The organism is Actinomadura graeca (assembly GCF_019175365.1).
In the GTDB taxonomy this organism is placed as follows: Bacteria; Actinomycetota; Actinomycetes; order Streptosporangiales; family Streptosporangiaceae; genus Spirillospora; species Spirillospora graeca.
The window spans coordinates 145,571-169,637 of the sequence record NZ_CP059572.1 but is presented as its reverse complement, the minus strand read 5'-3'; the positions used below and the strand labels follow the sequence as shown (position 1 = coordinate 169,637).

Below are 24,067 nucleotides of genomic sequence, written 5' to 3'. Positions count from 1 at the left end.
CCGACACTCATTTTCCGGTGGTCCGGCCGCCGGGCGGGTGCGCGGGCGGGGCGGCGGCGTAGTCGCCGAGGCCGTGTTCGAGCAGGTCGAAGACGTGCGCGGCGTCGGCGTAGACCCCCTCGCGCATCTCCTCCAGGGTCTCCCCCGCGCGTTTGCGGGCGGCGATCCGGTCGATGAGGGCGCCCTGCGCGGCGAAGATCATGGCGGCGGCGGCGTGCGGGGCGATGTCGTCGGGGTGGGCGCCGGTCTCCTCGGCGAGCAGCGCTGCGAGGTGCTCCTGGGCCTGCCGGCCGATCTCGCGCTGGCGGGCCATGAGCGCGGGGCTGTCGTGGACGGTGCGGGTCCAGGTCTCCGAGCCCTCGTGGAAGGCGGTGTGGTAGGCGCGGGCGTCCAGGCCCTCGAAGAACCGGCGGCGGAACAGCGCGACGACGCTCTCGCCGGGGCGGCGGTCGCGGAACTGGCGGGCGGCCTGCTCGATGTGCTCGCCCTGCCGGTCGAAGAACAGGTCCTCCTTGGTCCTGAAGTAGTTGAAGACGGTGTTGACCGAGACGTCGGCGGTGCGGGCGACGTCGGCGATGGTGACGTTGTCGAACCCGCGCGTGAGGAACAGGCCGGTGGCGATGTCGGAGATGCGCCGGCGCGTCTCGCGCTTCTTGCGCTCGCGCAGCCCCAGGCCCTCGCCGGGCCGGGGGGCGGTCCCGTCTGCCATGCCGGAGATCTTACCGGCGATAGACCGGCTTAAAATTTGGAGTGACTTAAAATTTGTGGTTACTCTAGTGAACGTCGTCCCCCTCGTCACCGGAGGTCACCGTGATCGATGCACGCGGGCTGGCCCGCACCTTCACCACCAAGCGCGGAGCGGTCGAGGCCGTGCGCGGCGTCGACATGGCCGTGGGGCCCGGTGAGATCGTCGGGTTCCTCGGCCCCAACGGCGCGGGCAAGAGCACCACCCTGCGGATGCTGACGACGCTGCTGGCGCCGACCGCGGGCGCCGCCACCGTCGCCGGGCACGACCTGCGCGCCGACCCGGCGGGCGTGCGCCGCGCCATCGGGTACGTCGCGCAGGGCGGCGGCACCGACCCGCTCGTGCCCGTCGGCGAGGAACTGGATCTGCAGGCCCGCCTGCATGGGGTGCCCGGCCGGGCGCGGCGCATCGCCGCGCTGTGCGCGCGGCTGGACCTGGAGGGGCTGGGAGCGCTCCCGGCGGGGTCGCTGTCGGGCGGCCAGCGGCGGCGCCTGGACATCGCGCTCGGGCTCCTCCACCGGCCGCCGCTGCTGTTCCTGGACGAGCCGACCACCGGCCTGGACCCGCAGAGCCGCGGCGACCTGTGGGAGCACATCCGCGCGATGCGCGGCGAGGACGGCACCACCGTCTTCCTTACCACGCACTACCTGGACGAGGCCGACGCGCTGTGCGACCGGCTGCTGATCATCGACCGGGGCCGGATCGTCGCCGAGGGCACGCCCGCCGACCTCAAGCGCCGCGTCTCGGGGGACGTGGTCGTCCTGGAGGTGGCCGACGCGGCGGCGGCCGCGCGGGCGCGGGCCGCGCTGTCGGGGTGCCCTGCGGTCCGGGAGGCCGTGGTCGCCGGGCGGGTCGTGCGGCTGTCGGTCGCCGACGGCGGGCGGGAGCTGGCGGGCCTGGTCCGCGCGCTGGACGCGGCGGGGGTGGAGCCGTCCTCGCTGAGCCTGGCGCGTCCCACGCTCGACGACGTCTTCCTCACCGTCACCGGCCGCCCGCTGCGGGACGCGGCCTGAACCCCTCAGCCCCCTCAGACCCCTCAGCCCTTCCCTCGATCCCGGACTGCCTGGAGTAGCGCGATGCCCTTCTGGAGCGATGTGACGTCCCCTCCCCGTGTCGTTCGCGACACCCGCCTGATCTTCCTGCGGTGCCTGCGGCAGACCCTTCGCAGCAGGGTCGCCGTCGTGTTCGGCGTGCTGCAGCCGCTGCTGTACCTGCTGCTGTTCGGGCCGCTGCTGTCGGGGCTGGCGGGGGTGCGCGGGTTCGGCGGGGGCGCCTGGCAGGTGTTCGTGCCCGGCGTGCTGGTCCAGCTCGCGCTGTTCGGCGCCGGGTTCGTGGGGTTCGGGCTGATCGCCGACCTGCGCTCGGGCGTGGTGGAGCGGCTGCGGGTCACGCCGGTGAGCCGGACGGCGCTGCTGCTCGGCCGGGTGCTGCGCGACGCGCTGGTGCTGGCCGTCCAGGCGGTGATGCTGCTGGCGGCGGGATTCGCGCTGGGGCTGCGCGCCCCGGTGTGGGGGGTGGCCGCGGGCCTGGCGTTCGTGGTGGCGCTGTCGGTGAGCATCGCCTCGCTGTCGTACGTGCTGGCGCTGCGGACGCGCAGCGAGGACGCGTTCGCGCCGCTGCTGTCGGCGCTGACGCTGCCGCTGATGCTGCTGTCGGGGGTGCTGCTGCCGATGGGCCTGGCGCCCGGCTGGCTGGACGCGGTGTCGCGGTGCACGCCGTTGCGGTACGTGGTGGACGCGGCGCGCGCAGCGTTCCGCGGCGACTACGCCGGCGCGGCGGCCGCCGAGGGGGCGCTGGTCACGGTGGTGCTGCTGGTGGTGTCGGTGACGCTCGGCGCTCGGCGGTTCCGCAGGGAGAACGCCTGATCCGCCGGGACGCAGGGCCCGGGGTCCTGGTGTCCTCGGGGCTTGGGGCCCGGGGTCGGCGGCCGGGTGCGGGGGCCGCGGTCCCGGGCGCCTCGTCGGGCGCGCCGCGGTGGGCGGCATGCGCGGGCGGGCGCCCGCCCGCGGCGCGCTGGGCGATGTAGGCGCCGGTCAGCACGATGGCGCCGCCCGTCATCTGGAGCGGGGTGAGGCGCTCGCCGAGGACGGCCCAGGCGATGAGGGTGGCGGCGACGGCCTCGGTGTAGCAGATCGCCCCGCCGACCTGCGCGGGCAGCCGCTGCAGGCCCGCGACGCCGGTGAGGTAGGCCAGGACGGTGCTGACCAGCGCGATCGAGGCGAGGAGCGTCCAGCCGGGCGCGGCGTGGCCGCCGACGGGCACCGAGGCGGGCAGCACCTCCCACGGCAGCGCCCAGGGCGCCGCGGGCACGGTCAGCGCGGCGGTGGCGACGGCCAGTCCGGACGCGGTGACGACCAGGGGGTCGACCCGGCCGGCGAGGCCGTCGACGAACAGGAAGTAGCACGCCTGGCAGGCGGCGGCGCCGCATCCGGCGGCGAGGCCGACCGGGTCGAGGTCCAGGCCCGCCCACACCTGGACGACCAGCGCCAGGCCCGTCATCGCGACCGCCACCCCCGCGACGGCGGTGCGGCGGACGGGGGCACGGCGCGCGAACCGCAGCCACGCCAGCACCAGCACCGGGCCGCTGAACTCCAGCAGGATCGCGACGCCGACCGGCAGCCGTGACGCGGCGACGTAGTAGCACGCCTGGCAGCCGGCGACGCCGGTGAGCCCGTTGAGCGCCAGCCGGCCGAGATGCGGGCGCAGGCCCCGCGCGGCGGTCCGCCCGCGCAGCAGCGCCACCGCCGGGACCAGCACGGCCGCCGCCACCGCGATCCGCAGCCACACCGCCTGCAGCGGCGCGAGCCCCGCTTCGATGAGGGCCTTGCCGAACGGCCCCGAGGCCCCGAAGCACACCGAGGACACCAGCACCAGGCCCACGCCCCCGGCGCGCGCCCGCGCCGCACCGTCCGCCGCCACCCGCGCACCCCTCCGCAGCCCGGCCTTCGCCTTATCATGAGCATCGTGCCATAACGCTCCTTACGGGACGAGGGGTGCGGCCGGGCCCGGCCGTCCCGGGAACACCGGGCGGGGCCGGGCATACCGTCCGCAAGGACTACTATTCGCCGGGTGAGCTGGCAGGCGGCCGGGGCGGGACCCGGTGGAACCGGAGGCGGGCCGAGCGGGGACCTGTTCGCGGCGGTCGAGGGCAACGTGCGGGAGCTGGTGGCCTCGCCGTGGTGGCAGACCGCGCCGCCGCAGGAACGCGCCGGGCAGATCGCCGCGCGGATGCTGTGGGGCGCCGGGGAATGGTGGCTGTACGGCGCGTGGGGCCGCTGGTACCGGTGCGGGCTGGACGGCAGCTGGCATCCCTGCCCGCCCCCGGCGGACGCCGAGGACCGGCGGGTCGCGGTGCCCGCGCCGCGCGGCGCGGGCACGCCGCCGGTGCCGCCGCAGCTGTTCCCCACCGGGCCGGACCTATCGGCCGGGCGGGTCGCGCCGCTGGGGTTCCTCGGTGCCGTCCCCGACACCGCCGTGGTCGCGCGGATCTCCCAGGCGCTCACCACCGCGCTCGCGGTGAACCCGGCGCAGTTCGCCCAGCGCGACCCGATGTTCCAGCCGGGCACGCCCAGCACCGTCGCCGCGGCCTGGGGCGCGCTGCTGTGGTGCGCGGGGTCGCCGGTGGTGCTGACCGAGCACCCGCTGATCGAGTCGTTCATCCCGTTCCTGACGACCTCGGCCGAGCAGCTGCACTGGATGATGCCGCCCGACTTCGGCACGCTCGCCGGGTACTACGTCCACCGGCTCGGCGCGGGCGACGGCGGCGGCGCCGCGCACATCGCGCGGGTGATGTACGAGGTGGCGGCGGGCCTGCAGGCCGACCCGCGGTTCCGGCCGGGCGCCGACGCGCTCGCCGCGGTGACGGCGGCGTCGCTGCGGCTGGTCAACCAGGACCTGGCCACCGTCCGGTACGGGCCCGAGGCGATCCTGCAGGAATGGCGGCGCCGCTGCCCCGCCGAGCACGCGACGCCGATGGTGCGCGACACCGCGCCCGGTGAGTACCTGCGGCTGGCCCTGTACGACCTGCAGCAGATCGTCGCGGGGCTGACGGGCCCGCGGCGGCCGGCGGCCGCGGGCCGCGGCCACGACGAGGTGCGGCGCGCCGGGATCGCGGTGCTGGCCGCCGACCTGCAGGCCGCGCCGAACGCGCTGGCGGCGCTGCAGCGCTGGCTGGACCCAGACAGCGCCCGGACGCTGCAGGCGGTGCTGTCGGATCCGGCGAACCCGCTGCGTTCGCTGTGGCCGCGTGACGGGCGGCTGCCCGAGGCGCTGCGCAGCGACGACCCCGACGCGCTCGCCGCGCTGCTGGCCACCACCTACACCCTCGGGCTGACCTGGTGCCGGCTGGCGCAGGTCCCGCCGCCGTCGACGGGCTTCGCGGTGCCGCAGGCGGTCGCGGCGGAGCTGACGTCCCCGGCGATGCACTCCCCGCCGTCCACCGACGAGCTGTCGGCCTGGGACATCATCAAGGCGGCGCGCGCGCACATGGCGGCCGAGCGCGCCACCGGCGACCAGCCGGTCGCGCCGGTGCCCGACCCGCAGCAGCGGCCGCCGGGCCCGCCGCCCGCGGTCGCGCCGGTGGAGCCCCCGGCGGCGCCGCCCGTCCCGCCCGTCCCGCCGGTCGCGTCCGCGCCGCCCATGCCGCCTGTGCCGGCACCGGTCCCGCCGCCCGTGCCCTCACCCGTCCCTCCGCCGGTCCCGGTCCCGGCGCCCCCGGGCGACCCGTTCCAGGCCCGCGCCGAGCCGCCCGCCGCGGCACAGCGGCCGCAGGCTCCCGCGCCGGCCGAACCGCCCCCTCCCCCTCCCCCTCCCCCTCCTCCCCCGGTCCCGGTGGCGCCGCCGACGGCCGTGGTGGAGGAGGGCCCGGCCGCGGCGGCCGACCCGGTGTGGCCGGTGGAGCCGGCGACGCAGCTGGACACCGACGCGTTCAAGACCCAGCTCGACCCGGGCCCGGCGTGGCCGGCCGCCGACCCCGCGCCCGCACCCGGCCCCGCGGCGGCTCCGGTGCCGCAGCCGGATCTGCCGGTGCCGCCCGCGCCGGTGCCCGGCCCGGTGCCCCCGGCGCCGCCCGCGCGGGTCCCCGAGCCGGGCGCGCAGGTCGCCGAGGCGTACGGGATCCGGTTCCTGTGCGGCGCCGACGACATCGGCCGGGTGGTGACGGAGGTGCGGCGCCGCGGCAAGTGGGCCAGGCGGCTGCGCGGGCAGGAGGTGTCCAGCGCGTCGGCGCCGGCGCTGCTGCTGATCGGCGCGCCCTCCAGCGGGCAGCGCCGGCTGGCGCGGATGGTGGCGCGCGCGCTGGCGGAGGTGGATGCCTCCAGCGGGGAGGTCCACGGCGTCCACGCCGAGGACCTGCGCGAGGACGGCCCGGAGGGGCTGCGCGCCGCGCTGGACGAGCACGCCGGGCACGTCCTGCTGCTGGACGGCCTGGACGGGCTGATCCTGGACGAGACGCAGGGCCCGGCGTATGCGTCGGTGCTGTACCGGGCGCGGCTGGAGGGCGTCAACGACACCGCGCTGCTGGCGACGTGCGAGCCGGACCGGGTGGGCGAGCTGTCGGCGGTGTCGCCGGAGCTGGTCACCGACCTGCGCGCGGTGCGGCTGCCCGATCTGGCCGACCCGGCCGCGCGCGCGGCGCTGCTGGGGGTGCTGGCCGAGGAGCGGTCGCTGCGGCTGGGGCCGGACGCGTGGGTGGTGGTGAACCGCGAGGTGGGGGCGCTGCGCAGCCGCGGCCGGCTGACCGGCGCGCGGCTCGTGGAGTCCTACCTGGACCGGGCCGTGACCCGTCATCTGGGCAGTGCGGAGGCGACGCAGGCGATCGGCAGCGCCCTGTCGCTCACCGCGGCCGACTTCGAGGGCCTCGCGGCGGAGTTGTCGGGCAGGTGACCGCGCCGCACGCCGCCGCCGCGCTGTGCCGCCGCGCGGTGAAGTGCGTGCTGCGGTGAAGTGCGTGCTGCGCCGTGCCCGCAGGGGTTTGAGACCTTCGCGCCACCGCATAATGTCGGCGGCGCGGGTCACGATGGTGGTGTGGATCGCGTGGACCGGTTACTGGCGCTCGTCGCCGAGCTGCGCGCGGCCTCGCCCGCGCCGGTGCAGCCGTCGGTGCTCGGCGAGCGGCTGGGGGTGAGCGAGCGGACCGTGCGGCGCGATCTGGAGCTGCTCACGCACGGGGGGCTGCCCGCCGAGGCGGGCGAGGGCGGGTACGCGCTGCCGCGGGTGCCCGCGCCGCCCGCGCTGGGCGAGGTCGCCTCGCTGATGGGCCCGGTGCACGACACGCTGGCCGAGGCGGTGCGCACCCGGCGGATCGTGCGGCTGGCCTACACCGACCAGAGCGGCGTGCGCAGTTTCCGTGACGTCGAGGCGCACGGCCTGGTCGTCGCCCCGTACGGGGAGTACCTGGTGGGCTGGTGCCGGATGCGCGAGGGGCCGCGGATGTTCCGGCTGGACCGGGTCGGGGCGGCGTTCCTGTCGGGGCGGGGCGCGGAGGTCCGAGATCTGGACGACCTGCTGGCGGCGCTGCGGGTGCCGATGCCGCGTCCTCCGGCCGAGCCGGGGCCGCGGGGCCCGGCGGGCGCGGCGCGTGCGCGGGCGTGGACGCTGGACCGGCTGGCGTCGGTGCGGTCCCGGCTGCGGGAGGCGGCCGCGGAGGTGCGCGAGGGCGGGGAGGGCGCGGCGGCGCTGCGCGGCGTCCTCGGGCATCTGGCGGAGTGGACGCGGTGGCAGCTGGCGGCGGTGCGGGCCGCGGCGACCGACGAGGAGCCGGTGCTGGAGGGCCGCCGCCCGCCGTTCCCGCCGGAGTTCGACCGCGACCTTCCCTACAGCGAGCGGGAGCGGATGATCCAGGACGCGATGGCGCTGCGCTCGCTCGGCGACCTGGCCCGCGACCTGCAGGCGGTGCTGGAGGCGGCGGCGCACTGGGTGGCCGACTGCGACGACGCGCTGTGGGAGCAGGAGCTGCCCGACCCGCGTCCGTTCGGCCCGCCGGGCGCGCCGCGGCCGCTGGCGGACCTGCTGGCGGGGTGGCGCGGCCCGCTGGCGCACATCGAGTGGCATCTGGACCGGCTCGCCGACGAGCCGCCCGCCGAGGGCATGTGGCCGCCGTCGGTGGACGACGAGGGCGTGTGGCTCGTCGACCGCTGCCCTCTGCAGGCGTGACCGAGCGCCGTCCGGCACCCGCGTCCGGCGAGCGCCGTCCGGCGGGCGGAGCCCGGCCTGCGCCATCTGCCGCCCGCCGTCCGACCCTTGCATCCGGCGTGCGGTGCTGACGTGCGGTGCTGACACCCGCCGTGGGGCATGCGGCACAGAGGTGCGCTGTTCGCCACAGCAGGCTGGAACGCGCGGGCCGGCGCGCGCTGCACGTGGGCTTCGACGCGGGGTCACGCGCGGAGGACGCGCCGCCCTGAGATGGGCCCGTCGGCGTGGGGTGGCGCCTGAGGCCCTCGGAGGGCTTGGGGGAACGCGGCGGATCGGGCTGGGAGCTCCGCCGCGGCTGGTGCGGCCTCGGCGCGTCGGTGGGGGGTCCTGGAGGGGGGCCAGGGTACGGGGGTCAGTTCCCGGGGGCGCCGACGGTGAGGGGGCGGCTGTCGAGGGGGTCCAGGAGGCGGGTGAACCACACGGTCTTGCCGGCGCCGTCGGGGCGGGCGCCGAACTCGGTGGCGAGCGCGGCGACCAGCAGCAGGCCGCGCCCGGCCTCGGCCCAGTCCAGCACGTGCGGCGGGGTTCCGGGCGCGGGGGGCGCCATGGGGTTGCCGTCGCCGACCTCTCCGGCGATCCGCCGCCCGTCCAGGCGCAATGTGAGCCGGACGGGGCCGGTACCGTGGACGACCGCGTTGGTGACCAGCTCGTCGACCATGAGCACGATGTCGTCGATGTCGGCGGGGTGGCTCACCCGCCACGCCCGCAGCGTCCGGTCCGTGAGGGCCCGCGCGCGTGAGGCCGCGCGGGTCTCCGCGGCCAGTTCCCACACCGCGCGGTGGTGGCCTTCTCTGTCGATCTCGTCGATCTCGTCGATCTCGTCGATGGACCCTTCGATGGACCCGTCGATGCCGAGTTCCTTCGTTCCCAATGCCCCGTCTCCTCACCTCTGGTGGTTTCCGCAGGTCAGCGGCCCTCAACAGGCTTCTTCCCCGCAGACGACGCGGCATGGGGCGATGCCCGCAGATCTGGCCGCGCCGGCAGTTCCCCGTGTCGGCGGCGGACAGGGTGGTCGCACCCGGCCGCGGCGGCGCCTCCGCGCACCGCCCACGGTCGATCCAGGGCAGTTCCCTTCTTTTCCCGCGTCGGTCTAGATAAGAGGACGCACCGCCCACCGGGTCGGTGCACGGGTCAAGGTGGGCCTCACTCTCAGGTGAGGTGATCGTGACACACGGGGACCGGTGGAGGGAGCACGGCGCGGTTGCCGCTAGGCTGGGGGGCGTCGGTGTGGCATGTGTCCCCCGGGCTCTACACAACGCCTTCGGGGAATACCGCCGGTCCGTCCGGGCTGGAGCTCCGTTGTGCCTTTCGCCGTGAGGCGACCACCACACCGGCCTCAGCGTCGAGGCCCCGGCGAGATCTGATCTCGCCGGGGCCTCGGCGTTCACCGGGCGCGTCCGGGGCGCGGCGGGCGTGCCGGTGCGCGGGGGTCCCGCTAGGACATCGCGGCGGCGACCGCGCCGCCGACGGCGGCCAGGACGACGATCGCGGTGACCACGACGACGGCGACCACGCGGACGCGGTGTCCGGTGCGGTCCTCGCCGAGCCTGGAGAGGCGATGGGCCAGCCGCGGATCGTCCTCGCTCAGGCGGACCTCGATCTGCATGAGGATCCGCTGCTCCTCCATCGACAGCGCCATGCTCGTACCTCCGGGGGGCGTTCAGGTGTCTGGTTCCTGCCCGCGGAGCAAGATCATTATCCCCCGGTGGCGGTAACCGTTGCGCCACGTGCCGGGGCGCTCTCGTGGTGGAGGCGGTCGAGGGCGGTGACGTAGTAGGTGTAGGTGCGGCCGGGCTTGGCGGAGGGGTCGATGATGGCGCCGCCGCGGACGTCGGCCACGAGTGCGGACGGGTCGACGGGGGCGCAGCCGGGCCGCCGGCCGCCCACCCGGTACACCGCGTAGGACGCCGCGCCCTCCGAGGGCCGCCAGCGCACCCGCACGCCACCGCCGTCGGCGCCCGCGGCGACGTCCTGGACGGGCGGCGGCGCCTTGCCCGCGCCGTCGCGGGCGGGCGGGGGGATCGCGGGGGCGGCGTAGTGGTCGCGGCGCAGCCGGTCGGCGAACCCGCGCCGGTCGGAGACGATGTCGGTGGCGCTGAAGAACACGTCGCCGCGCACCTGGGGGTGCCGGGCGTTCAGGGTGAGATGGCGCGACAGCTCGGCGGGCTTCTTCCAGGTGTCGTCCTGGCCGACGCGGTAGGCGGCCTGCCCGATGGTCAGCTGCACGCCGGTGCCCTCGACCTGCCGGGACCACCACTCGGCGAGGGTGGCGTAGTCGGCGCGCTCGTCGCCGATCGGCCAGTACAGCTGCGGGGTGACGTAGTCGAGCCAGCCCTCGCGGATCCAGGTGCGGGTGTCGGCGTAGATGTCGTCGTAGCTCTGCAGCGCGCGGGTCGCCGACCCGGCGGGGTCGGTGCTCTTGTTGCGCCACACCCCGAAGGGGCTGATGCCGAACCGCACCCACGGCTTGGTGCGGTGGATCTGGTCCGACAGCGACTCCACGAGGGTGTCGACGTTGCGGCGACGCCAGTCGGCCTTGCCCAGGCCGCCGCCGTGGGTCTTGTAGGTGGCGGCGTCGGGGAAGTCGCCGTCCTCGGGGTAGGGGTAGAAGTAGTCGTCGAAGTGGACGGCGTCGATGTCGTACTTGCGGACGACGTCCAGCACCGCGCGGGTGGTCAGGTCCCGCACCTGCGGCAGGCCCGGGTCGTACCACAGGCCCTTGCCGTACTTGCGGACCCAGTCGGGATGCTGGCGGGCGGGGCTGTTGGGGGCGAGCTTGTCCAGGTCGCCCTGCCGGCTGACGCGGTAGGGGTTGAACCAGGCGTGGAACTCCAGGTTGCGCTCGTGCGCCTCCTTCAGCATGAACGCCAGGACGTCGTAGCCGGGGTCCTTGCCCTGCGTGCCGGTGATCCACTGCGACCACGGCTCGTACGGGGAGGGGTAGAACGCGTCGGAGTTGGGGCGGATCTGCACGAACACCGCGTTCATGTTCATCGCCTTGGCGGTGTCGAGCAGCTTGACGAACTCGGCCCGCTGCCGCTCGGCGGGATGGGCGGTGTCCTTGGGCCAGTCGATCCCGGCGACGGTGGCGATCCACATGCCGCGCACCTGCCGGGCCTTGGAGTCGCGGGGGGCGGGCGTGCCCGGGCACTCCGCGCGCGCGCCCGCGGGGACGGGCGCGCGCCCGGCGCGGTCGTCGTCGGTGCCGCCGAGCGCGGCCACGCCGCAGCCGGCCAGCGCGCCCGCCGACAGCGTGGCGGTCATCGCCGCCGCCGTGACCCTGATCCGCGTCCTCACTCGCCATGCCATAGCGAGTCATTGTTACGTACCCGTTGCGATGCCACGCACGGAACGGCGATCCCGGGGCGCCGCCGTCGTTGCATCGTTCGAACATGTGTTCCATACTGTCAGTCGAGGTCAGGCCGATCACGTGTTCGATGGAGGCGGTGTGCGCTGGGATCATCTGCGGCTGGCGGAGGACGCGGCCGCGCCGGGGCTGCCATTGATCGAGCGGCGGTCGGTGGCACGCACGTTCGACACGCCCGGGTTCCGCGGCATGACCTTCTACGAGGTGCGGGCCCGGACGGTCATCAACCGGGTGCCGGCCGCCTCCCGCGTGCCGTTCGAGTGGACGATCAACCCTTACCGGGGCTGCTCGCACGCGTGCGTGTACTGCTTCGCGCGCAAGACCCACGAGTACCTGGACCTGGACGCCGGGGCCGACTTCGACTCGCGGATCGTGGTGAAGGTCAACGCCGCCGAGCGGGTGCGGGCGGAGCTGGCGGCGCCCCGGTGGCGGGGCGCGCCGATCGCGATGGGCACCAACGTCGACTGCTACCAGCGGGCCGAGGGCCGCTACCGGCTGATGCCGGGCATCCTGGCGGCGCTGCGCGACGCCGCCAACCCGTTCTCGATCCTGACGAAGGGGTCGCTGATCCTGCGGGACCTGCCGCTGCTGCGCCAGGCGGCCGGGCGGACGAGGGTGAGCGCGGCGGTGTCGGTCGGGTTCGCCGACGAGTCGCTGTGGCGGCTGGTGGAGCCGGGCACACCGTCCCCGCGGCGGCGGCTGGAGGTGTGCGCGGCGCTCAACGGCGCGGGCGTCGGCTGCGGCGTGCTCATGGGACCCGTCCTGCCCTACCTGGCCGACTCGCCCGCGCAGCTGGAGGACGCGGTGCGGCGGATCGCCGCGGCGGGCGCGACGTCGGTGACGCCGATCCCGCTGCACCTGCGGCCCGGCGCGCGGGAGTGGTTCCAGGCGTGGCTGCGCCGGCACCGCCCCGACCTGGTCGTCCCCTACGCGCGGCTGTACCGCGGCGGCGCCTACGCGCCGCGGGAGTACCAGGACGGGATCGCCGCGCAGGTCCGTGACCTGGCCGCCCGGTACGGCATCGCGGGCCCGCAGCACCGGGACGCCGCGCCGCCTGCTCCCCCGCCTGCTTCCCCGCCGGGCCCCCGGCAGCTGACCCTGCTCTGAGCCGGGCCCGGCGCCGCCCGGGCGGGGGCGCGGCGCCCGGCCCAGAGCAGGGCCCCGCGGTCCTCGGACGCATGACCCGGTCCGCCGGGGGCGGGGCCCGGATCGCCGTGGCCCCCGGGTCGCCCCGCGCGGACGCCGGTGGCCGCGGTCAGCGGCGGCGCAGTGCCGGGTCGAGCAGCGAGGGCGGGGTGTCGTGCTTCTCGTGCGGGGCGAGGTCGGTGCCGGGGGCGACGATCGCGTCGATCGCGTCGAGGACGTCGGCGGGCAGCACGGTGCCGGCGGCGGCGAGCTGCGAGCGCAGGTGCTCCGGCGTGCGCGGGCCGATGATCGCGCAGGTCACGGCGGGGTGCGCGGTCACGAACCCGAGCGCGAGCTGAATCATGGTCAGGCCGGCCGCGTCGGCGACCGCGGCCAGCCGCTCGACGGCGTCGAGCCGTGCCCGGTTGGCGGGGACGGCGGGGTCGAAGCGCTCGGGCATGAACGCCGACCGGTGGGTGGCGATCTCCCGGCCCGCGCGGACCGCGCCCGACAGCCACCCGGAGGCCAGCGGGCTCCACGCCAGCACGCCCAGCCCGTACTGCCCCGCGACGGGCAGGACGTGCGCCTCGACGCCGCGCTGCAGGATCGAGTAGCTGGGCTGCTCGGTGGCATAGGCGCCCAGGTGGTGCTCGCGGGCGGCCCACCGCGCCTGCACGAGGCGGTAGGCGGGGAAGGTCGAGGAGCCGAAGTAGCGGATCTTGCCCGCGCGGCGCAGGTCGGTCAGTGCCGACAGCGTCTCCTCGTCGCCGGCGCCGGGGTCCCACCGGTGGATCTGGTAGAGGTCGACGTGGTCGACGCCGAGGCGGCGCAGGCTGTCCTCCAGCGCGGTGACCAGCCAGCGGCGCGAGCCGCCCCGGTGGTTGCGGTCCTCGCCCATCGGCATGCCCGCCTTGGTGGCCAGCACGATGTCGTCGCGGCGTCCGGCGATGGCCTTGCCGACCATCTCCTCGGACTCGCCGCGCCCGTACATGTCGGCGGTGTCGATGAGGTTGATCCCGCCTTCCAGCGCGGCGTCGACGAGGGCGGTGGCCTCGTCCTGGGTGGTGCGGCCGATGCCGCCGAAGTTCATCGCGCCGAGCGCGAGGGAGCCGACCTGCACACCGGTGCGGCCCAAGGTGCGGTACTGCATGAGCGTGTTCCTCCAATGCGGCGGGCTTGCGGAACTGGCAGCGGGTGGACGAGCCGGGCGATCGCAGGCGGTGCGCGCCCGGCACGCGCGCCCGGCGCCGCCCCCTCGTCCGAAATAAACGGGACCTTGTCCCGTTTGTGGATCCGACGATACGGGACGATGTCCCGTTTAGCAACGGCGAAGGTCAGGAGCCGGGTGGTCGCGGTCGCCGCGGCCGGACGCGGCCGGCCGCGGCACCCCGTACAGCTCGGCCTGGAAGCGCAGGTTCCGCTCCCCCCCGGCAGGTAGCCGTCGAGGGTCCGCTTCGCTGGATCTGTGGCCCTCGGGCATGGGCCTGCGGGTGCGCCGCGGCCCGGCGGCGCGGCCGCGCGGAGGCGGGAGGCCGGGAGCGAGGGGGCGCGGGGGGCTCAGCGCCTGGCGGCCGTCCCTCCGCCGCCCTGCTCTCCCGCCTGCCCCGCCTCAGCCGCTTCGGCGGGCCCGTCGGCGTCGTCGGCCTTGTCGCCGAGGCTGAGGAGCAGGGTGCGCAGGGTCGCGGCGAGGCCGTCCTGGCCGTGGCGGTCGAGCCCGGCGAGGATGCGCCGCTCGTTGTCGAGGTGGGCGGCGACGGCGCGGTCGATGAGCTCGCGGCCGGCGGGGGTGAGGGCGACCACGACGCTGCGCCGGTTGGCGGGGTCGACCTCGCGCGTGACGTAGCCCTTGGCGACGAGCCGGTCGAGCCGGTTGGTGACGGCACCGGAGGTCACCATGGAGTGCCGGGCCAGGCCGCCCGCGGTCATGCCGTCGCGCGGCCCGGCGCGCCGGAGGGTGGCCAGGACGTCGAACTCGCCCCGGTTGAGCCCGAACTCCGCGAAGGCCGCCTGGAGCTCGCGGTCGACGATCTGGGCCAGCCGGGAGAGGCGGCCGAGGACCCCCATGGGGGAGGCGTCGAGGTCGGGGCGGGCGCGGGCCCACTGCTCCACGACGAGGTCGACGGCGTCGCGTGCCACGGGGACTCCTCAGCGTTGAACTGTTTGACGCCAAGCTATCACCGGCGTACGGTCCTTAACGTTGAACATTTCAATGTTGAAAGGTTGTGAGGATGGGTACCGCGTCTCCCCCCGCACCGGCCGCTCCCCCGGCGGTTCCGGCGCCGCGTCCCGTCGGGGGCGCCCTGGCCGCGACGGCGCTGACCGCGACGGCGCCGGTCAGCTGGGGCACCACCTACCTGGTGACCACCGAGTTCCTCCCGCCCGGCCATCCGCTGGTGTCCGGCGTGATCCGCGCGCTGCCGGCGGGGCTGGTGCTGCTGGCCGTCACGCGCCGCCTGCCGCGCGGCCGGTGGCTGTGGCGCTCGCTGCTGCTCGGCACCCTCAACATCGGGGCGCTGTTCGCGCTGCTGTTCGTGGCGGCCTACCGGCTGCCCGGGGGGGTCGCGGCGACGCTGTTCGCCGTCCAGCCGCTGCTGGTCGCCGGTCTCGCGTTCGCACTGCTCGGCGAGCGTCCCGCCCGGCGGCGGCTCGCCTGGGGCCTGGCGGGCGTGGCGGGCGTCGGGTTGATCGTCCTGCGCGGCGGGCCGTCGTTCGACGCGCCGGGCGTCCTGGCCGGTCTCGCGGCGGCCGCCGTGATGGCCGCCGGGATCGTGCTGACCAAGCGGTGGGGCCGCCCGGAGGGCGCGGGCGCGGCGGCCATCGCCGGGTGGCAGCTCACCGCGGGCGGCCTGGTGCTCGTCCCGTTCGCGCTGGCGTTGGAGGGGCTCCCGCCGGCGCTGGACGCGCGCGCGGCCGGCGGCTACGCGTGGCTGTCGGCCGTCGGCGCCCTGCTGTCCTATCCGGTCTGGTTCCGCGGGATCGGCCGGCTGCCCGTGGTGGCGGTGTCGTTCCTGCCCCTGCTCTCGCCCGTGGTCGCGGCGCTGCTGGGCCTGCTGTTCCTCGGGGAGTCCCTGACGCCGCCGCAGGGGGCCGGTTTCATGCTCGCGCTGGCCGCGATCGCCGCCGCGCAGCTGCCGCCCGGCGCCCTGCGCGCCCACCTCCCCGCCCGGGGCCCCGCCCGCGTCTTCGCCCGTCGTCCCGCCCGTGTCCCCGCCTCCCCCGAAGGAGAATGACCATGCCGCGCACCGTTCTGATCACCGGCGCCACCGGGACCGTGTCCACCGCGCTGATGGGCGCGCTGGAAGGGACGGGGGTGGGGCTGCGCGCGCTCGTGCGCGATGGGTCCGCGGCCGCCGCCGCCCGCGAGCGGGGAGCCGAGGTCGTCGTCGGCGACCTCGGCGACCCCCGGTCCCTGCCGCCCGCCTTCGAGGGGGTGCAGGACGTGTGGCTGCTCACCCCGAACGGGCCGCGCGCCCCGGAGTACGCCCTGAGCGCCGTGCGGGCCGCGCGGCGGGCCGGGGCGGAACGTCTCGTGCGCCTGTCGGCCGTCGGCGCGGCGCACGACGCGCCGAACCGCAGCGGCAGGCTGCACGCGCTGGCCGACCGCGAGACCGAGCGGTGCGGGCTGCGCTGGACGATCCTGCGCCCGCACTGGTTCATGCAGAACCTGCTGGGCGAGGCGGGCGACATCGCCGCCACGGGCACGTTCTCGCTGAACATGGGCGCGGCGCGGATCGGCATGGTCGACGTCCGCGACGTCGCCGACTGCGCGGCCCGCGTGCTCCTGGACGCCCCGGACCGCCACCACGGCCGGATCTACACCCTCACCGGCCCGCGCTCGCTGACGTTCGGGGAGGCCGCCGCCGAGCTGGGCGCGGCGCTCGGCAGGCCGGTCGCCTACCGCGCGGTCGGCGACGACGTCAAGCGCGCCGCGCTGCTCGGGCTCGGCGTCACCGAGTGGATCGTGGACATGCTGGAGGAGTACGCGCGGGCGTACGCCGGCGGCTGGGGGGACCTCACCACCGGCACGGTCGCCGGGCTGCTCGGCCGTCCCCCGCGCGACGTCGCCGACTTCGCCCGCCACCACGCCGCCGCGTTCGCGCCGCCCGGCGGGGCGTCAGCGGGCGGGGCGTAGCAGGCAAGGCGTAGCAGGCAAGGCGGGCGGCGCGAGCCGTACGGCGTCGATGCCACCGGTGACCCGGAGGGATGATCATCATCCGTTGCCCGTGCCGGTGAGGGCCTGGCGCAGGTCCCCCGGTGCCGGGGCCCTCGGCGGCTTCTCGGCCCGCGGGGCGGCGGGGGTCACCCGGCCGGCAGCCGCAGGTCCTGACGGAGGCGGTCGGCGCCGGTGAACAGGTGGGCGCGCAGCCCCGCCTCCCGTGCCCCGTCGATGTTCTCCTGGCGGTCGTCGACGAACACCAGGTCGCCGGGGTCGGTGTCCAGGGCGTCGCTGACGTGCCGGTAGATGCGGGGGTCGGGTTTGGCCATGCTCAGGTCGGCACTGAAGAACCGGCGGCGGAACAGCGCGGCCCAGGGGCGGCGCTCGATGTCGCGGGCCAGTTCCAGCGGCGCGTTGGACAGCAGCGCGAGCGGGACGCGGCGGGCGGCCAGGTCCTCCAGCACCGCCAGGGTGCCGGAGTCCAGGTGCGACCACATGTCCAGGTCCAGCTCGACGAGGGTGTCCAGCAGGGCGGTGCCAGCGACGCGGCCGAGGTCCCCGCACAGCGCGCCCCAGTAGCCGGCGGCGTCGACGGCGCCGAGGTCGTAGGCGCGGCGGCCGCTCCAGTAGGCGTCCCAGAATGGGCCGGGCTCGGCGCCGAGCGCCGCGGGCAGCCGCGCGGCGGACTCGTCGGGCGGCCTGCGGCACACGACCTCGCCGTAGTCGATGACGACCCACTTCATGTGACCCTCCGATGTTCGCTCCGCCGCCTTTCTAACACGGATGACGTTAGATTGAACATATGGAAGGTGCGGAGCGGGTGCTGGCGATCGTGGAGCGGCTGCGGTCGGCGGAGCGGGTGACGGTCGCGGACCTGGCGGCGGAGACGGGCTGCTCGGAGATGACGATCCGGCGGGACATGGACCGGCTCGCCGAGGACGGGGTGCTGCGGCGGGTGCGGGGCGGGGCGGTGAGCCTGCTGCTGCGGGGGGAGGCGACGCCGTTCGCGCTGCGGCTGCGGGAGGCGGCCGAGGCCAAGCGGAGGATCGCCGCGCGGGTGGGCGCGCTGGTGGCCGACGGGGAGTCGGTGGTGCTGGACGGCGGGACCACGACGCTGGAGGCGGCGCGGGTCCTGGCCTCGCGCAGGCTGACGGTGGTGCCGCTGGACCTGCACTCGGCGAACGCGCTCAGCGCCGCGCCGGAGGTGACTCTGCTGGTGCCCGGCGGCCGGACGACGCCGGGGACGCTGTCGCTGACGGGGCACCTGGCGGAGGCGTCGCTGCGGGCGCTGCGGGTGGACACCGCGGTGCTCGGGGTGTGCGGGCTGTCGGCGCGGCACGGGCTGACCGCGCACGACCTGGCGGAGGTGCCGGTCAAGCGGGCCGCGCTCGCCGCGGCGCAGCGGGTCGTGGCGGTGTGCGACGGCGCCAAGCTGGGCCGGACGGGCCTGGGCCATGTGTGCCCGGTCACGGCGCTGGACGTGCTGGTCACCGACGCCTCCGCGCCCGCCGCCGCGGTCGCGGAGATCGAGGCGGCGGGCGTGGCGGTACACCGGGTGTGACCGGCCGCAGGACGGGCGCGTCCCCGGGACGCCCCCCGGCCGCCCACCGCGTGCGGGGCCTTTGCCCGGTCGTGCCTGGTCTCGTGCCTGGTTTTTGTGGGGGCGTGCGGTGGTCAGGCGGCGGCCGCGGCGACGGCGGTGGCGAGGCGGGCGACCACGGCCGTCCAGCCGTTGCCGCCGCCCATGATCCGCCGGGACATGGCCTGGTAGGGGTTGTCGGGGTCGAAGCCGTCGTGCTCGAGGAACAGGCGGGTGCCGGTGCCCTCGGGTTCCAGCCTCCAGGTGACGGTGGAGTCCAGCGCGTTGTCCTCGCCGGGGTCGGTCCAGCTGTAGCGGAGCATCCGCCCGGTCTCGAAGTCCAGGACGCGGCAGTGGCAGACGCCGCCGAAGGCGACGTTGGGCCGGGGCGTGGTCGTCAGGGTGAAGGCGTGGCCGATCTCCAGGCGGAAGTCGCAGGGCATGAACCAGCGGGCGAGCAGCTCGGGATCGGTCAGGGCCCGCCAGACGCGGTCCGGGGGGTGGGGCAGGAACTCCTCCACCCGGATGGTGCGCAGGTCGTCCGCGGCGCCGGATCCCTCATTCCGGGATCGGGGCGCCCCGGGGTCGTCGGGGGCGCGGGTCATGGGTCCTCCTCGTCCAGGACGCGGCGCAGGGCGGCGGTCTTCTGCCGCCAGAACCGCTCGTAGGGGTGCAGCCAGTCGGCCAGGTCCATCAGGGGCGCGGCCTCCAGGTGGTAGTGGCGTTCGCGTCCGCGGCGCGTCTCGGCCACGAGCCCGGCGTCGCGCAGCACCCGCAGGTGCTCGGAGACGCTGGGGCGGGCCATGTCGAAGTGGGCGGCGAGCGCGCCCGCGGTGCGGGGCCCGTCCAGCAGCAGGCGCAGCAACTCGCGGCGGACGGGGCTGGCCAGCGCGGAGAACAGCGCGTCGGCGGTGGCGGTCACGGGACCGGTGCCCGGCTCAGGCGGCCCCGGCGGCGGCCTCGGCCAGGACGATGCCGTTGCCGTCGGGGTCGGCGAAGGTGGCCTGCCGCCCCCAGGGGGTGTCGGCGGGGCCGTGGACATCGACGCCGGCGCCGCGCAGGCGCGCCAGGTCGGCGTCGATGTCGGTGGTCTCCAGCATCAGGCCGGTGAGGGCGCCGGGTTCCATCTCCAGCCAGGTGACCAGGACGGCGCTGGTGCCGCCGCCGGCGGGCCCGACCTCCAGCCAGCGGGCGCCGTCGGCGAAGGGGACGGGACTGTCACCGAGGACCTCGAAGCCGAGGACGCCGACGTAGAAGTCCTTGGCGCGGTCCTGGTCGGAGACGGGGAGGGAGAGGCGGCTCATGCGGGTGATGGTCATGCGGCCACTATACGTAGGATTTTCCCTACGTATCAAGGGTGCGGCGGACGGGCGGGGACCGACAAGGTGGACGGCGAGGCCGGTGGCGCCGGGAGACGAGACCGGGGCCGTCGTAGTCGCCGCCGCACCCGGCCCGGCAGGGCAGGGCGCGGCGGTGGGCAGGTCGCGCAGCCGTTGGAGCTGGCGTCGTCCACCAGCTGTTCGGGGCGGCGCGGCCGACGGACGGCGCGCCACTGGGCGAGGTGGTGGCGCGGCGGGGCTGGAGGAGAGGGACCTGCCGGTGGAGCGGGTGGCCGGGCGCGCAGCTCGGCGACCTCCCCGTCGGTGCCGGCGCCGCGGCAGTCGGGGACGGCGGGATCGCGGCGGGCACGGCCGCACACCGAGCTGTCCGCCCGGCCCATACCGGGCGGCGTTCCGGCGGCCCGCCTTGGCCGGTCACTGGCCGCCGCCGGGGCGGGCGGGTCAGGCGTGTTCGGCGTCCAGCTCGTCGGGTTCGGCGATGACGTCGACCATGGCGCCGTTGCGCAGGACGGTGATGGGCAGCGGCCGTCCGATGGCCTCGGCGAACATGAGCCGCTGCAGGTCCTGGGCGCTGGTGACGGGGGCGCCACCGGCGGTCAGGACCAGGTCGCCGCGCCGCAGGCCGGCGCGGTCGGCGGGGCTGGCGGGGACGACCTCGGCGACGCGGACGGCGCCGTCCTGGCCGGTGCGGGCGCGCAGGGCGGCGGGGACCGGGACGGGCGCGGCGGCCAGCCCGAGGTAGGCGCGGCGGACGCGGCCGTCGCGGATGAGCGCGCCGATGATGCGGCGGGTGGTGGCGTTGATGGGCACGGCCAGGCCGAGGCCGATGCCGGCGACGGCGGTGTTGACGCCGACGACGCGGCCGCGGGCGTCGGCCAGCGCGCCGCCGGAGTTGCCGGGGTTGAGGGCGGCGTCGGTCTGGATGACGTCCTCGATGACGCGGACGGCGCCGCCGCTGCGGGTGGGCAGGGACCGTCCGAGGGCGGACACCACCCCGGCGGTGACCGACCCGGCGAGGCCGAGGGGGTTGCCGACGGCCACGACGAGCTGCCCGACGACCAGGCGGTCGCTGTCACCGAGGGCGACCGGGCCGGGGGTGTCGCCGTCGGCCCGGACGACGGCCAGGTCCGACAGGGGGTCGGTGCCGATGACGGTGAACGCGGTGGTGGTGCCGTCGGCGAACGCGGCCTGCCCGCCTGCGGCGCCGCCGACGACGTGGGCGTTGGTGAGCAGGAACCCGTCGCCGGTGAAGGCGACGGCGGACCCGGCGCCCTCGCCCCGCCGGTGGCGGACGCGCAGCGCGGCCACGCGGGGCGTCAGCTCGCGGGCGACGGCGGACACCGCGGCGGAATAGGCGTCCAGGGGCTCGCCGGGGTCATGGGGGATCATCGCACCTCCCGATGATTACATGTTTACAACGCAACATTTGCGAAGGCCGAAGTGTTCCCGGGCCGAAGCCGGGCGGCATGATCGGGACGGCGCGCCAAGGACGGCCGTCACGGCGGTTCGCGCGGCGCGCTTCAGGGGCGGCCTCGCGGCGCAGGACGCTGCGGACCACCCCGCCGGGAAGGCGCTGGCGCGGAAGGAGGTGCCGCTCGACAGCCTCCGGGAGCTCAGATCCTCCTCGGGTACCGAAGGCAGCCGCGCGTGCCCGATCCTCGCGGGTGATCGCCCTCGGGGGCGTCGGCGCGGGCGCGAGCGGCCCGGCACGGGCCCTAGGGTCGGGGCATGGGCGTGATGCCGGAGGCGGCGGGGGAACCCGTGGTGCTCGAACGGGCCGCGGGGGTCGGCGGGGAGATGGTGCTGCGCCGCGCGGGCGCGCACCTGGAGATCATCGGCAACGGGGTGTTCCTGATGGACACCCGCAACGGCGAGTCCGAGCGGCTGCTCGTCCGGGCGGCGGCGGAGGGGCTGCGGGGTCCGGCGCGGCTGCTGATCGGCGGCCTGGGCGTGGGGTTCTCGCTGGCGGAGGCGCTGCTGCTGCCGCAGGTGGCGGCGGTGACGGTCGTCGAGCGCGAGCCCGCGGTGGTCGGCTGGCACCGGACGCTGCTGCGCCCGTGGTCGCGGGGCGCGCTGGAGGACCCGCGCGTCACACTCCAGTGCGCCGACCTGCTGGACGTCGTCGCCGACCCGCGCGCGGGCACCTTCGACGCGCTGTGCCTGGACATCGACAACGGGCCCGACTGGACGGTCACCCCGGGCAACGCCCGCCTGTACGGCCCGGCGGGGCTGGAGCTGCTGGCGGAGCGGCTGACGCGCCAGGGGGTCCTGGCGGTGTGGAGCGCGAACGCCGCCCCGCGTTTCGAGGAGCTGCTGCGGGAGCGTTTCGCGCGGGTCGAGGCGCGTCCGGTGCCGGTGCCCCGGGGCGAGCCCGACGTCGTCTACCTGGCGCGCGACCCGTTCCCGGCCGCCCGTTTCCCGGTGACCGTCTCCGGGTGACCGTCGCGTGCGCGTCGAGTGCTCTGCAGCCGGGCGGGGGGGCGGAAGCGGCGAGGCACAAAGCGGCGCGGGTGGATTCTGTGGCCGTCGGCATCGGAGCCCGGTGAGCGGTTCGCTAGGTTTCGCCTGGTAACAGCTTCTTGGGAGGACCAGTGGTTTCTGTCCACGCTGCCCGGCGGCGTCCCGTCGTCCTGGGCGACCTGCTGCCCGGATCCCTGGCCCGCGACGCCGCGCTCGTCGCGGGCGCGGCCGCCCTCGTCGGCGTCGCCGCGCAGATCGCGGTGCCGCTGCCCGGCACACCGGTCCCGGTGTCGGGGCAGACGTTCGCGGTGCTGCTCGCGGGCGCCGCGCTCGGCCGGGTCCGGGCGGCCCTCGGCATGGTGGTGTACCTGCTGGCCGGTATGGCGGGCGTGCCCTGGTTCGTGGACGGGGCGTCCGGCACCGGCGCGCCGTCCCTCGGCTACGTGATCGGGTTCGTGGTCGCGGCGGCCGCGGTGGGATGGATGGCCGAGCGCGGCGGCGACCGCAGCCCGGCGCGCACCGTCGCCACGATGACGGCCGGAACGGTGATCATGTATGCGGCGGGCGTCCCGTACCTGATGGCCGCCCTGCACGTCGGGCCGGCGCGGGCACTGGAACTCGGGGTGACGCCGTTCCTCGCGGGCGACGCGCTGAAGGTGCTGCTGGCCGCCGGGCTGCTGCCGGCGGCATGGCGGCTGACCGGCGCCCGGCGCGGCCCCGCGTGAAGGCGCGCGTCACCCCCGAATGAGGCGCGCGGCGCGGGGAATACACGGGGCCGGGCTGTGGCGCACGCCTCACCGCACACGGCCGCCCCGGCTGTTTGAACGGGTTCAAATCTGCCGTACAGTGGCTTGCGTGAACCTCGCCGTGACCGCACCGGACCGGCTGTCCGTCCGCAGCGTCCCGATCCCCGACCCTGGCGACCTGATCTCACGCCTGCCCGACCCCGCCGCGCTGGCGTGGGTCCGGCACGGCGAGGGCATCGTCGGCTGGGGCGAGGCCGCGCGGGTGACCCTGCCGGGCGGCGCGGACCGCTTCGCGGCGGCGGGCCGGGCACTGGGCGAGCTGTTCGGCGCGGCCGGCGTCGACGACCGGGTCGGCGTGCCGGGGTCGGGGCCGGTGGCGTTCGGCGGGTTCGGGTTCGACCCGGCGTCGCCGGACTCGGTGCTGATCGTGCCCCGGCAGGTACTCGGGCGCCGCGGCGGCCGGGCATGGCTGACCACGATCGGCGAGGCCCCCGACCCGCTGGCGCTGGTACGCCCGCCGGCGGAGCCGTCCTCGCTGACCTGGAACGACGGCGCGCTCCCGGCACCGGCGTGGCAGGCCGCGGTCGCCGCGGCGGTACGGCGGATCCGCGGCGGCGCGCTGGGCAAGGTGGTGCTGGCCCGGGACCTGGCCGTGCGCGCGGCCGAGCCGATCGACGCGCGCGTGCTGCTGCGGCGGCTCGCCGCGCGGTTCCCCGGCTGCTACACCTTCGCGTGTGCGGGACTGGTCGGCGCGACGCCGGAGCTGCTGATCCGCCGCACCGGCGGCGACGTGGAGTCGCTGGTGCTGGCGGGCACGACCGCGCGCGGCGCGGGACCCGCCGGCGACGCCGAGCGGACGGCGCGCCTGCTGGCCTCCGCCAAGGACCGCGAGGAGCACGCCTACGCCGCGGAGATGGTCCGCGACGCGCTCGCGCCGCTGTGCGCGGAACTGCACGTCCCGGACGAGCCCGAGCCGCTGACGCTGCCGAACCTGATCCACCTGGCCTCGCCGGTGCGGGGACGGCTGGCCGGGGACCGGTCGGTCCTGGACGTGGTGGCCGCGCTGCATCCGACGCCCGCGGTGTGCGGGACGCCGACGCCGGTGGCGGCGGAGCTGATCCGCGAGCTGGAGGGCATGGACCGGGGCCGCTACGCCGGGCCGGTCGGCTGGGTGGACGCGCGCGGCGACGGCGAATGGGGCATCGCGCTGCGCTGCGCCCAGCTCGACGGGACGCGGGCGCGGCTGTTCGCCGGATGCGGCATCGTCGCCGACTCCGACCCGGCGGCGGAACTGGCCGAAGCGCAGACCAAGTTCGGCGTCATGCGCTACGCCCTGCAGGGCTGAACCCCCGCCCCCG

Annotated in this window: 23 protein-coding genes; 11 read left to right on the top strand and 12 right to left on the bottom strand. The window is 76.3% G+C overall.

Annotation, left to right across the window (positions count from 1 at the left end):
• Positions 1–7: 7 nt before the first annotated feature.
• Positions 8–709, bottom strand: a complete 702-nt coding sequence (locus tag AGRA3207_RS00775) for a TetR/AcrR family transcriptional regulator (protein ID WP_231332608.1) — start codon at positions 707–709, stop codon at positions 8–10.
• A 101-nt stretch (positions 710–810) separates the two neighbouring features.
• Here AGRA3207_RS00775 and AGRA3207_RS00770 point away from each other — a divergent pair, with 101 nt between their 5' ends.
• Both AGRA3207_RS00770 and AGRA3207_RS00765 read left to right on the top strand, forming a co-directional pair.
• Complete coding sequence (locus AGRA3207_RS00770) at positions 811–1,758, top strand: ATP-binding cassette domain-containing protein (RefSeq protein WP_231332607.1); 948 nt, start codon at positions 811–813, stop codon at positions 1,756–1,758.
• Positions 1,759–1,821: 63 nt separating this feature from the next.
• Positions 1,822–2,610 carry an ABC transporter permease gene (locus AGRA3207_RS00765; RefSeq protein WP_231332606.1) on the top strand — a complete coding sequence of 263 codons (789 nt, stop codon included), beginning with the start codon at positions 1,822–1,824 and terminating at the stop codon, positions 2,608–2,610.
• Here AGRA3207_RS00765 and AGRA3207_RS00760 read toward each other — a convergent pair.
• The gene (locus AGRA3207_RS00760; protein ID WP_231332605.1) at positions 2,543–3,664 is read right to left on the bottom strand and encodes an EamA family transporter; all 1,122 of its coding nucleotides are present in this window, start codon (positions 3,662–3,664) and stop codon (positions 2,543–2,545) included. The two genes, AGRA3207_RS00765 and AGRA3207_RS00760, sit on opposite strands and share 68 nt — an antisense overlap.
• Before the next feature lie 150 nt (positions 3,665–3,814).
• Between AGRA3207_RS00760 and AGRA3207_RS00755 the strand changes: the two genes are divergently transcribed.
• Both AGRA3207_RS00755 and AGRA3207_RS00750 read left to right on the top strand, forming a co-directional pair.
• Positions 3,815–6,628 carry a hypothetical protein gene (locus AGRA3207_RS00755; RefSeq protein WP_231332604.1) on the top strand — a complete coding sequence of 938 codons (2,814 nt, stop codon included), beginning with the start codon at positions 3,815–3,817 and terminating at the stop codon, positions 6,626–6,628.
• Between the two features lie 141 nt (positions 6,629–6,769).
• Entirely contained in the window at positions 6,770–7,897 is a 1,128-nt protein-coding gene (locus tag AGRA3207_RS00750) for a helix-turn-helix transcriptional regulator (protein ID WP_231332603.1), read from the top strand.
• A gap of 391 nt (positions 7,898–8,288) precedes the next feature.
• Here the strand turns inward: AGRA3207_RS00750 and AGRA3207_RS39685 are convergent, their stop codons facing one another.
• The 3 genes from AGRA3207_RS39685 to AGRA3207_RS00735 form a co-directional block, all read right to left on the bottom strand.
• Entirely contained in the window at positions 8,289–8,807 is a 519-nt protein-coding gene (locus AGRA3207_RS39685) for an ATP-binding protein (protein ID WP_273699986.1), read from the bottom strand.
• A gap of 564 nt (positions 8,808–9,371) precedes the next feature.
• Positions 9,372–9,575 (bottom strand): DUF3040 domain-containing protein, encoded by a 204-nt coding sequence (locus AGRA3207_RS00740; protein ID WP_231332602.1) that lies wholly within the window; start codon positions 9,573–9,575, stop codon positions 9,372–9,374.
• Positions 9,576–9,631: 56 nt separating this feature from the next.
• Complete coding sequence (locus AGRA3207_RS00735) at positions 9,632–11,245, bottom strand: glycoside hydrolase family 10-like protein (protein ID WP_231332601.1); 1,614 nt, start codon at positions 11,243–11,245, stop codon at positions 9,632–9,634.
• Between the two features lie 139 nt (positions 11,246–11,384).
• Between AGRA3207_RS00735 and AGRA3207_RS00730 the strand changes: the two genes are divergently transcribed.
• Entirely contained in the window at positions 11,385–12,410 is a 1,026-nt protein-coding gene (locus AGRA3207_RS00730; RefSeq protein ID WP_231332600.1) for an Rv2578c family radical SAM protein, read from the top strand.
• A 148-nt stretch (positions 12,411–12,558) separates the two neighbouring features.
• On the opposite strand, the gene AGRA3207_RS00725 is transcribed toward AGRA3207_RS00730, so the two are convergent.
• Both AGRA3207_RS00725 and AGRA3207_RS00720 read right to left on the bottom strand, forming a co-directional pair.
• Positions 12,559–13,578: an aldo/keto reductase gene (locus AGRA3207_RS00725; protein WP_231332599.1), complete on the bottom strand. Its 1,020-nt coding sequence runs from the start codon at positions 13,576–13,578 to the stop codon at positions 12,559–12,561.
• Between the two features lie 407 nt (positions 13,579–13,985).
• Positions 13,986–14,564 (bottom strand): MarR family winged helix-turn-helix transcriptional regulator, encoded by a 579-nt coding sequence (locus tag AGRA3207_RS00720; RefSeq protein ID WP_231332598.1) that lies wholly within the window; start codon positions 14,562–14,564, stop codon positions 13,986–13,988.
• 92 nt (positions 14,565–14,656) lie between these two features.
• Between AGRA3207_RS00720 and AGRA3207_RS00715 the strand changes: the two genes are divergently transcribed.
• Positions 14,657–15,658, top strand: coding sequence for an EamA family transporter (locus tag AGRA3207_RS00715; RefSeq protein WP_231332597.1), 1,002 nt, complete (start codon positions 14,657–14,659; stop codon positions 15,656–15,658).
• 2 nt (positions 15,659–15,660) lie between these two features.
• On the top strand, positions 15,661–16,560 hold the full coding sequence (locus tag AGRA3207_RS00710) for an NAD(P)H-binding protein (RefSeq protein WP_231332596.1): 900 nt from the start codon (positions 15,661–15,663) through the stop codon (positions 16,558–16,560).
• 167 nt (positions 16,561–16,727) lie between these two features.
• Here AGRA3207_RS00710 and AGRA3207_RS00705 read toward each other — a convergent pair whose 3' ends face one another.
• The gene (locus tag AGRA3207_RS00705) at positions 16,728–17,327 is read right to left on the bottom strand and encodes an HAD family hydrolase (RefSeq protein WP_231332595.1); all 600 of its coding nucleotides are present in this window, start codon (positions 17,325–17,327) and stop codon (positions 16,728–16,730) included.
• A 59-nt stretch (positions 17,328–17,386) separates the two neighbouring features.
• Here AGRA3207_RS00705 and AGRA3207_RS00700 point away from each other — a divergent pair, with 59 nt between their 5' ends.
• Positions 17,387–18,145: a DeoR/GlpR family DNA-binding transcription regulator gene (locus AGRA3207_RS00700; RefSeq protein WP_231332594.1), complete on the top strand. Its 759-nt coding sequence runs from the start codon at positions 17,387–17,389 to the stop codon at positions 18,143–18,145.
• Positions 18,146–18,258: 113 nt separating this feature from the next.
• Here the strand turns inward: AGRA3207_RS00700 and AGRA3207_RS00695 are convergent, their stop codons facing one another.
• The 4 genes from AGRA3207_RS00695 to AGRA3207_RS00680 form a co-directional block, all read right to left on the bottom strand.
• Positions 18,259–18,768 (bottom strand): SRPBCC family protein, encoded by a 510-nt coding sequence (locus AGRA3207_RS00695; RefSeq protein ID WP_231332593.1) that lies wholly within the window; start codon positions 18,766–18,768, stop codon positions 18,259–18,261.
• Positions 18,765–19,085: an ArsR/SmtB family transcription factor gene (locus AGRA3207_RS00690; RefSeq protein WP_231332592.1), complete on the bottom strand. Its 321-nt coding sequence runs from the start codon at positions 19,083–19,085 to the stop codon at positions 18,765–18,767. Before AGRA3207_RS00690 ends, AGRA3207_RS00695 begins: the two co-directional genes overlap by 4 nt.
• Before the next feature lie 16 nt (positions 19,086–19,101).
• The gene (locus tag AGRA3207_RS00685) at positions 19,102–19,482 is read right to left on the bottom strand and encodes a VOC family protein (RefSeq protein ID WP_231332591.1); all 381 of its coding nucleotides are present in this window, start codon (positions 19,480–19,482) and stop codon (positions 19,102–19,104) included.
• 462 nt (positions 19,483–19,944) lie between these two features.
• Entirely contained in the window at positions 19,945–20,892 is a 948-nt protein-coding gene (locus AGRA3207_RS00680) for a S1C family serine protease (RefSeq protein ID WP_231332590.1), read from the bottom strand.
• Positions 20,893–21,231: 339 nt separating this feature from the next.
• Between AGRA3207_RS00680 and AGRA3207_RS00675 the strand changes: the two genes are divergently transcribed.
• From AGRA3207_RS00675 to AGRA3207_RS00665, 3 genes are all read left to right on the top strand, one after another.
• Positions 21,232–21,942: a spermine/spermidine synthase domain-containing protein gene (locus AGRA3207_RS00675; protein WP_231332589.1), complete on the top strand. Its 711-nt coding sequence runs from the start codon at positions 21,232–21,234 to the stop codon at positions 21,940–21,942.
• 152 nt (positions 21,943–22,094) lie between these two features.
• Positions 22,095–22,688, top strand: coding sequence for a biotin transporter BioY (locus AGRA3207_RS00670; RefSeq protein WP_231332588.1), 594 nt, complete (start codon positions 22,095–22,097; stop codon positions 22,686–22,688).
• A gap of 130 nt (positions 22,689–22,818) precedes the next feature.
• Positions 22,819–24,054 carry an isochorismate synthase gene (locus AGRA3207_RS00665; RefSeq protein WP_231332587.1) on the top strand — a complete coding sequence of 412 codons (1,236 nt, stop codon included), beginning with the start codon at positions 22,819–22,821 and terminating at the stop codon, positions 24,052–24,054.
• The last annotated feature ends 13 nt before the right edge of the window (positions 24,055–24,067 follow it).

What these genes read in the sequence shown, in the direction of transcription:
- AGRA3207_RS00695 (WP_231332593.1), bottom strand. Translation starts at nt 18,768, where the DNA reads ATGACCCGCGCCCCCGACGACCCCGGGGCGCCCCGATCCCGGAATGAG.
- AGRA3207_RS00725 (WP_231332599.1), bottom strand. Translation starts at nt 13,578, where the DNA reads ATGCAGTACCGCACCTTGGGCCGCACCGGTGTGCAGGTCGGCTCCCTC.
- AGRA3207_RS00710 (WP_231332596.1), top strand. Translation starts at nt 15,661, where the DNA reads ATGCCGCGCACCGTTCTGATCACCGGCGCCACCGGGACCGTGTCCACC.
- AGRA3207_RS00675 (WP_231332589.1), top strand. Translation starts at nt 21,232, where the DNA reads ATGGGCGTGATGCCGGAGGCGGCGGGGGAACCCGTGGTGCTCGAACGG.
- AGRA3207_RS00740 (WP_231332602.1), bottom strand. Translation starts at nt 9,575, where the DNA reads ATGGCGCTGTCGATGGAGGAGCAGCGGATCCTCATGCAGATCGAGGTC.
- AGRA3207_RS00705 (WP_231332595.1), bottom strand. Translation starts at nt 17,327, where the DNA reads ATGAAGTGGGTCGTCATCGACTACGGCGAGGTCGTGTGCCGCAGGCCG.
- AGRA3207_RS00715 (WP_231332597.1), top strand. Translation starts at nt 14,657, where the DNA reads ATGGGTACCGCGTCTCCCCCCGCACCGGCCGCTCCCCCGGCGGTTCCG.
- AGRA3207_RS00700 (WP_231332594.1), top strand. Translation starts at nt 17,387, where the DNA reads ATGGAAGGTGCGGAGCGGGTGCTGGCGATCGTGGAGCGGCTGCGGTCG.
- AGRA3207_RS00685 (WP_231332591.1), bottom strand. Translation starts at nt 19,482, where the DNA reads ATGACCATCACCCGCATGAGCCGCCTCTCCCTCCCCGTCTCCGACCAG.
- AGRA3207_RS00735 (WP_231332601.1), bottom strand. Translation starts at nt 11,245, where the DNA reads ATGGCATGGCGAGTGAGGACGCGGATCAGGGTCACGGCGGCGGCGATG.
- AGRA3207_RS00775 (WP_231332608.1), bottom strand. Translation starts at nt 709, where the DNA reads ATGGCAGACGGGACCGCCCCCCGGCCCGGCGAGGGCCTGGGGCTGCGC.
- AGRA3207_RS00680 (WP_231332590.1), bottom strand. Translation starts at nt 20,892, where the DNA reads ATGATCCCCCATGACCCCGGCGAGCCCCTGGACGCCTATTCCGCCGCG.
- AGRA3207_RS00765 (WP_231332606.1), top strand. Translation starts at nt 1,822, where the DNA reads ATGCCCTTCTGGAGCGATGTGACGTCCCCTCCCCGTGTCGTTCGCGAC.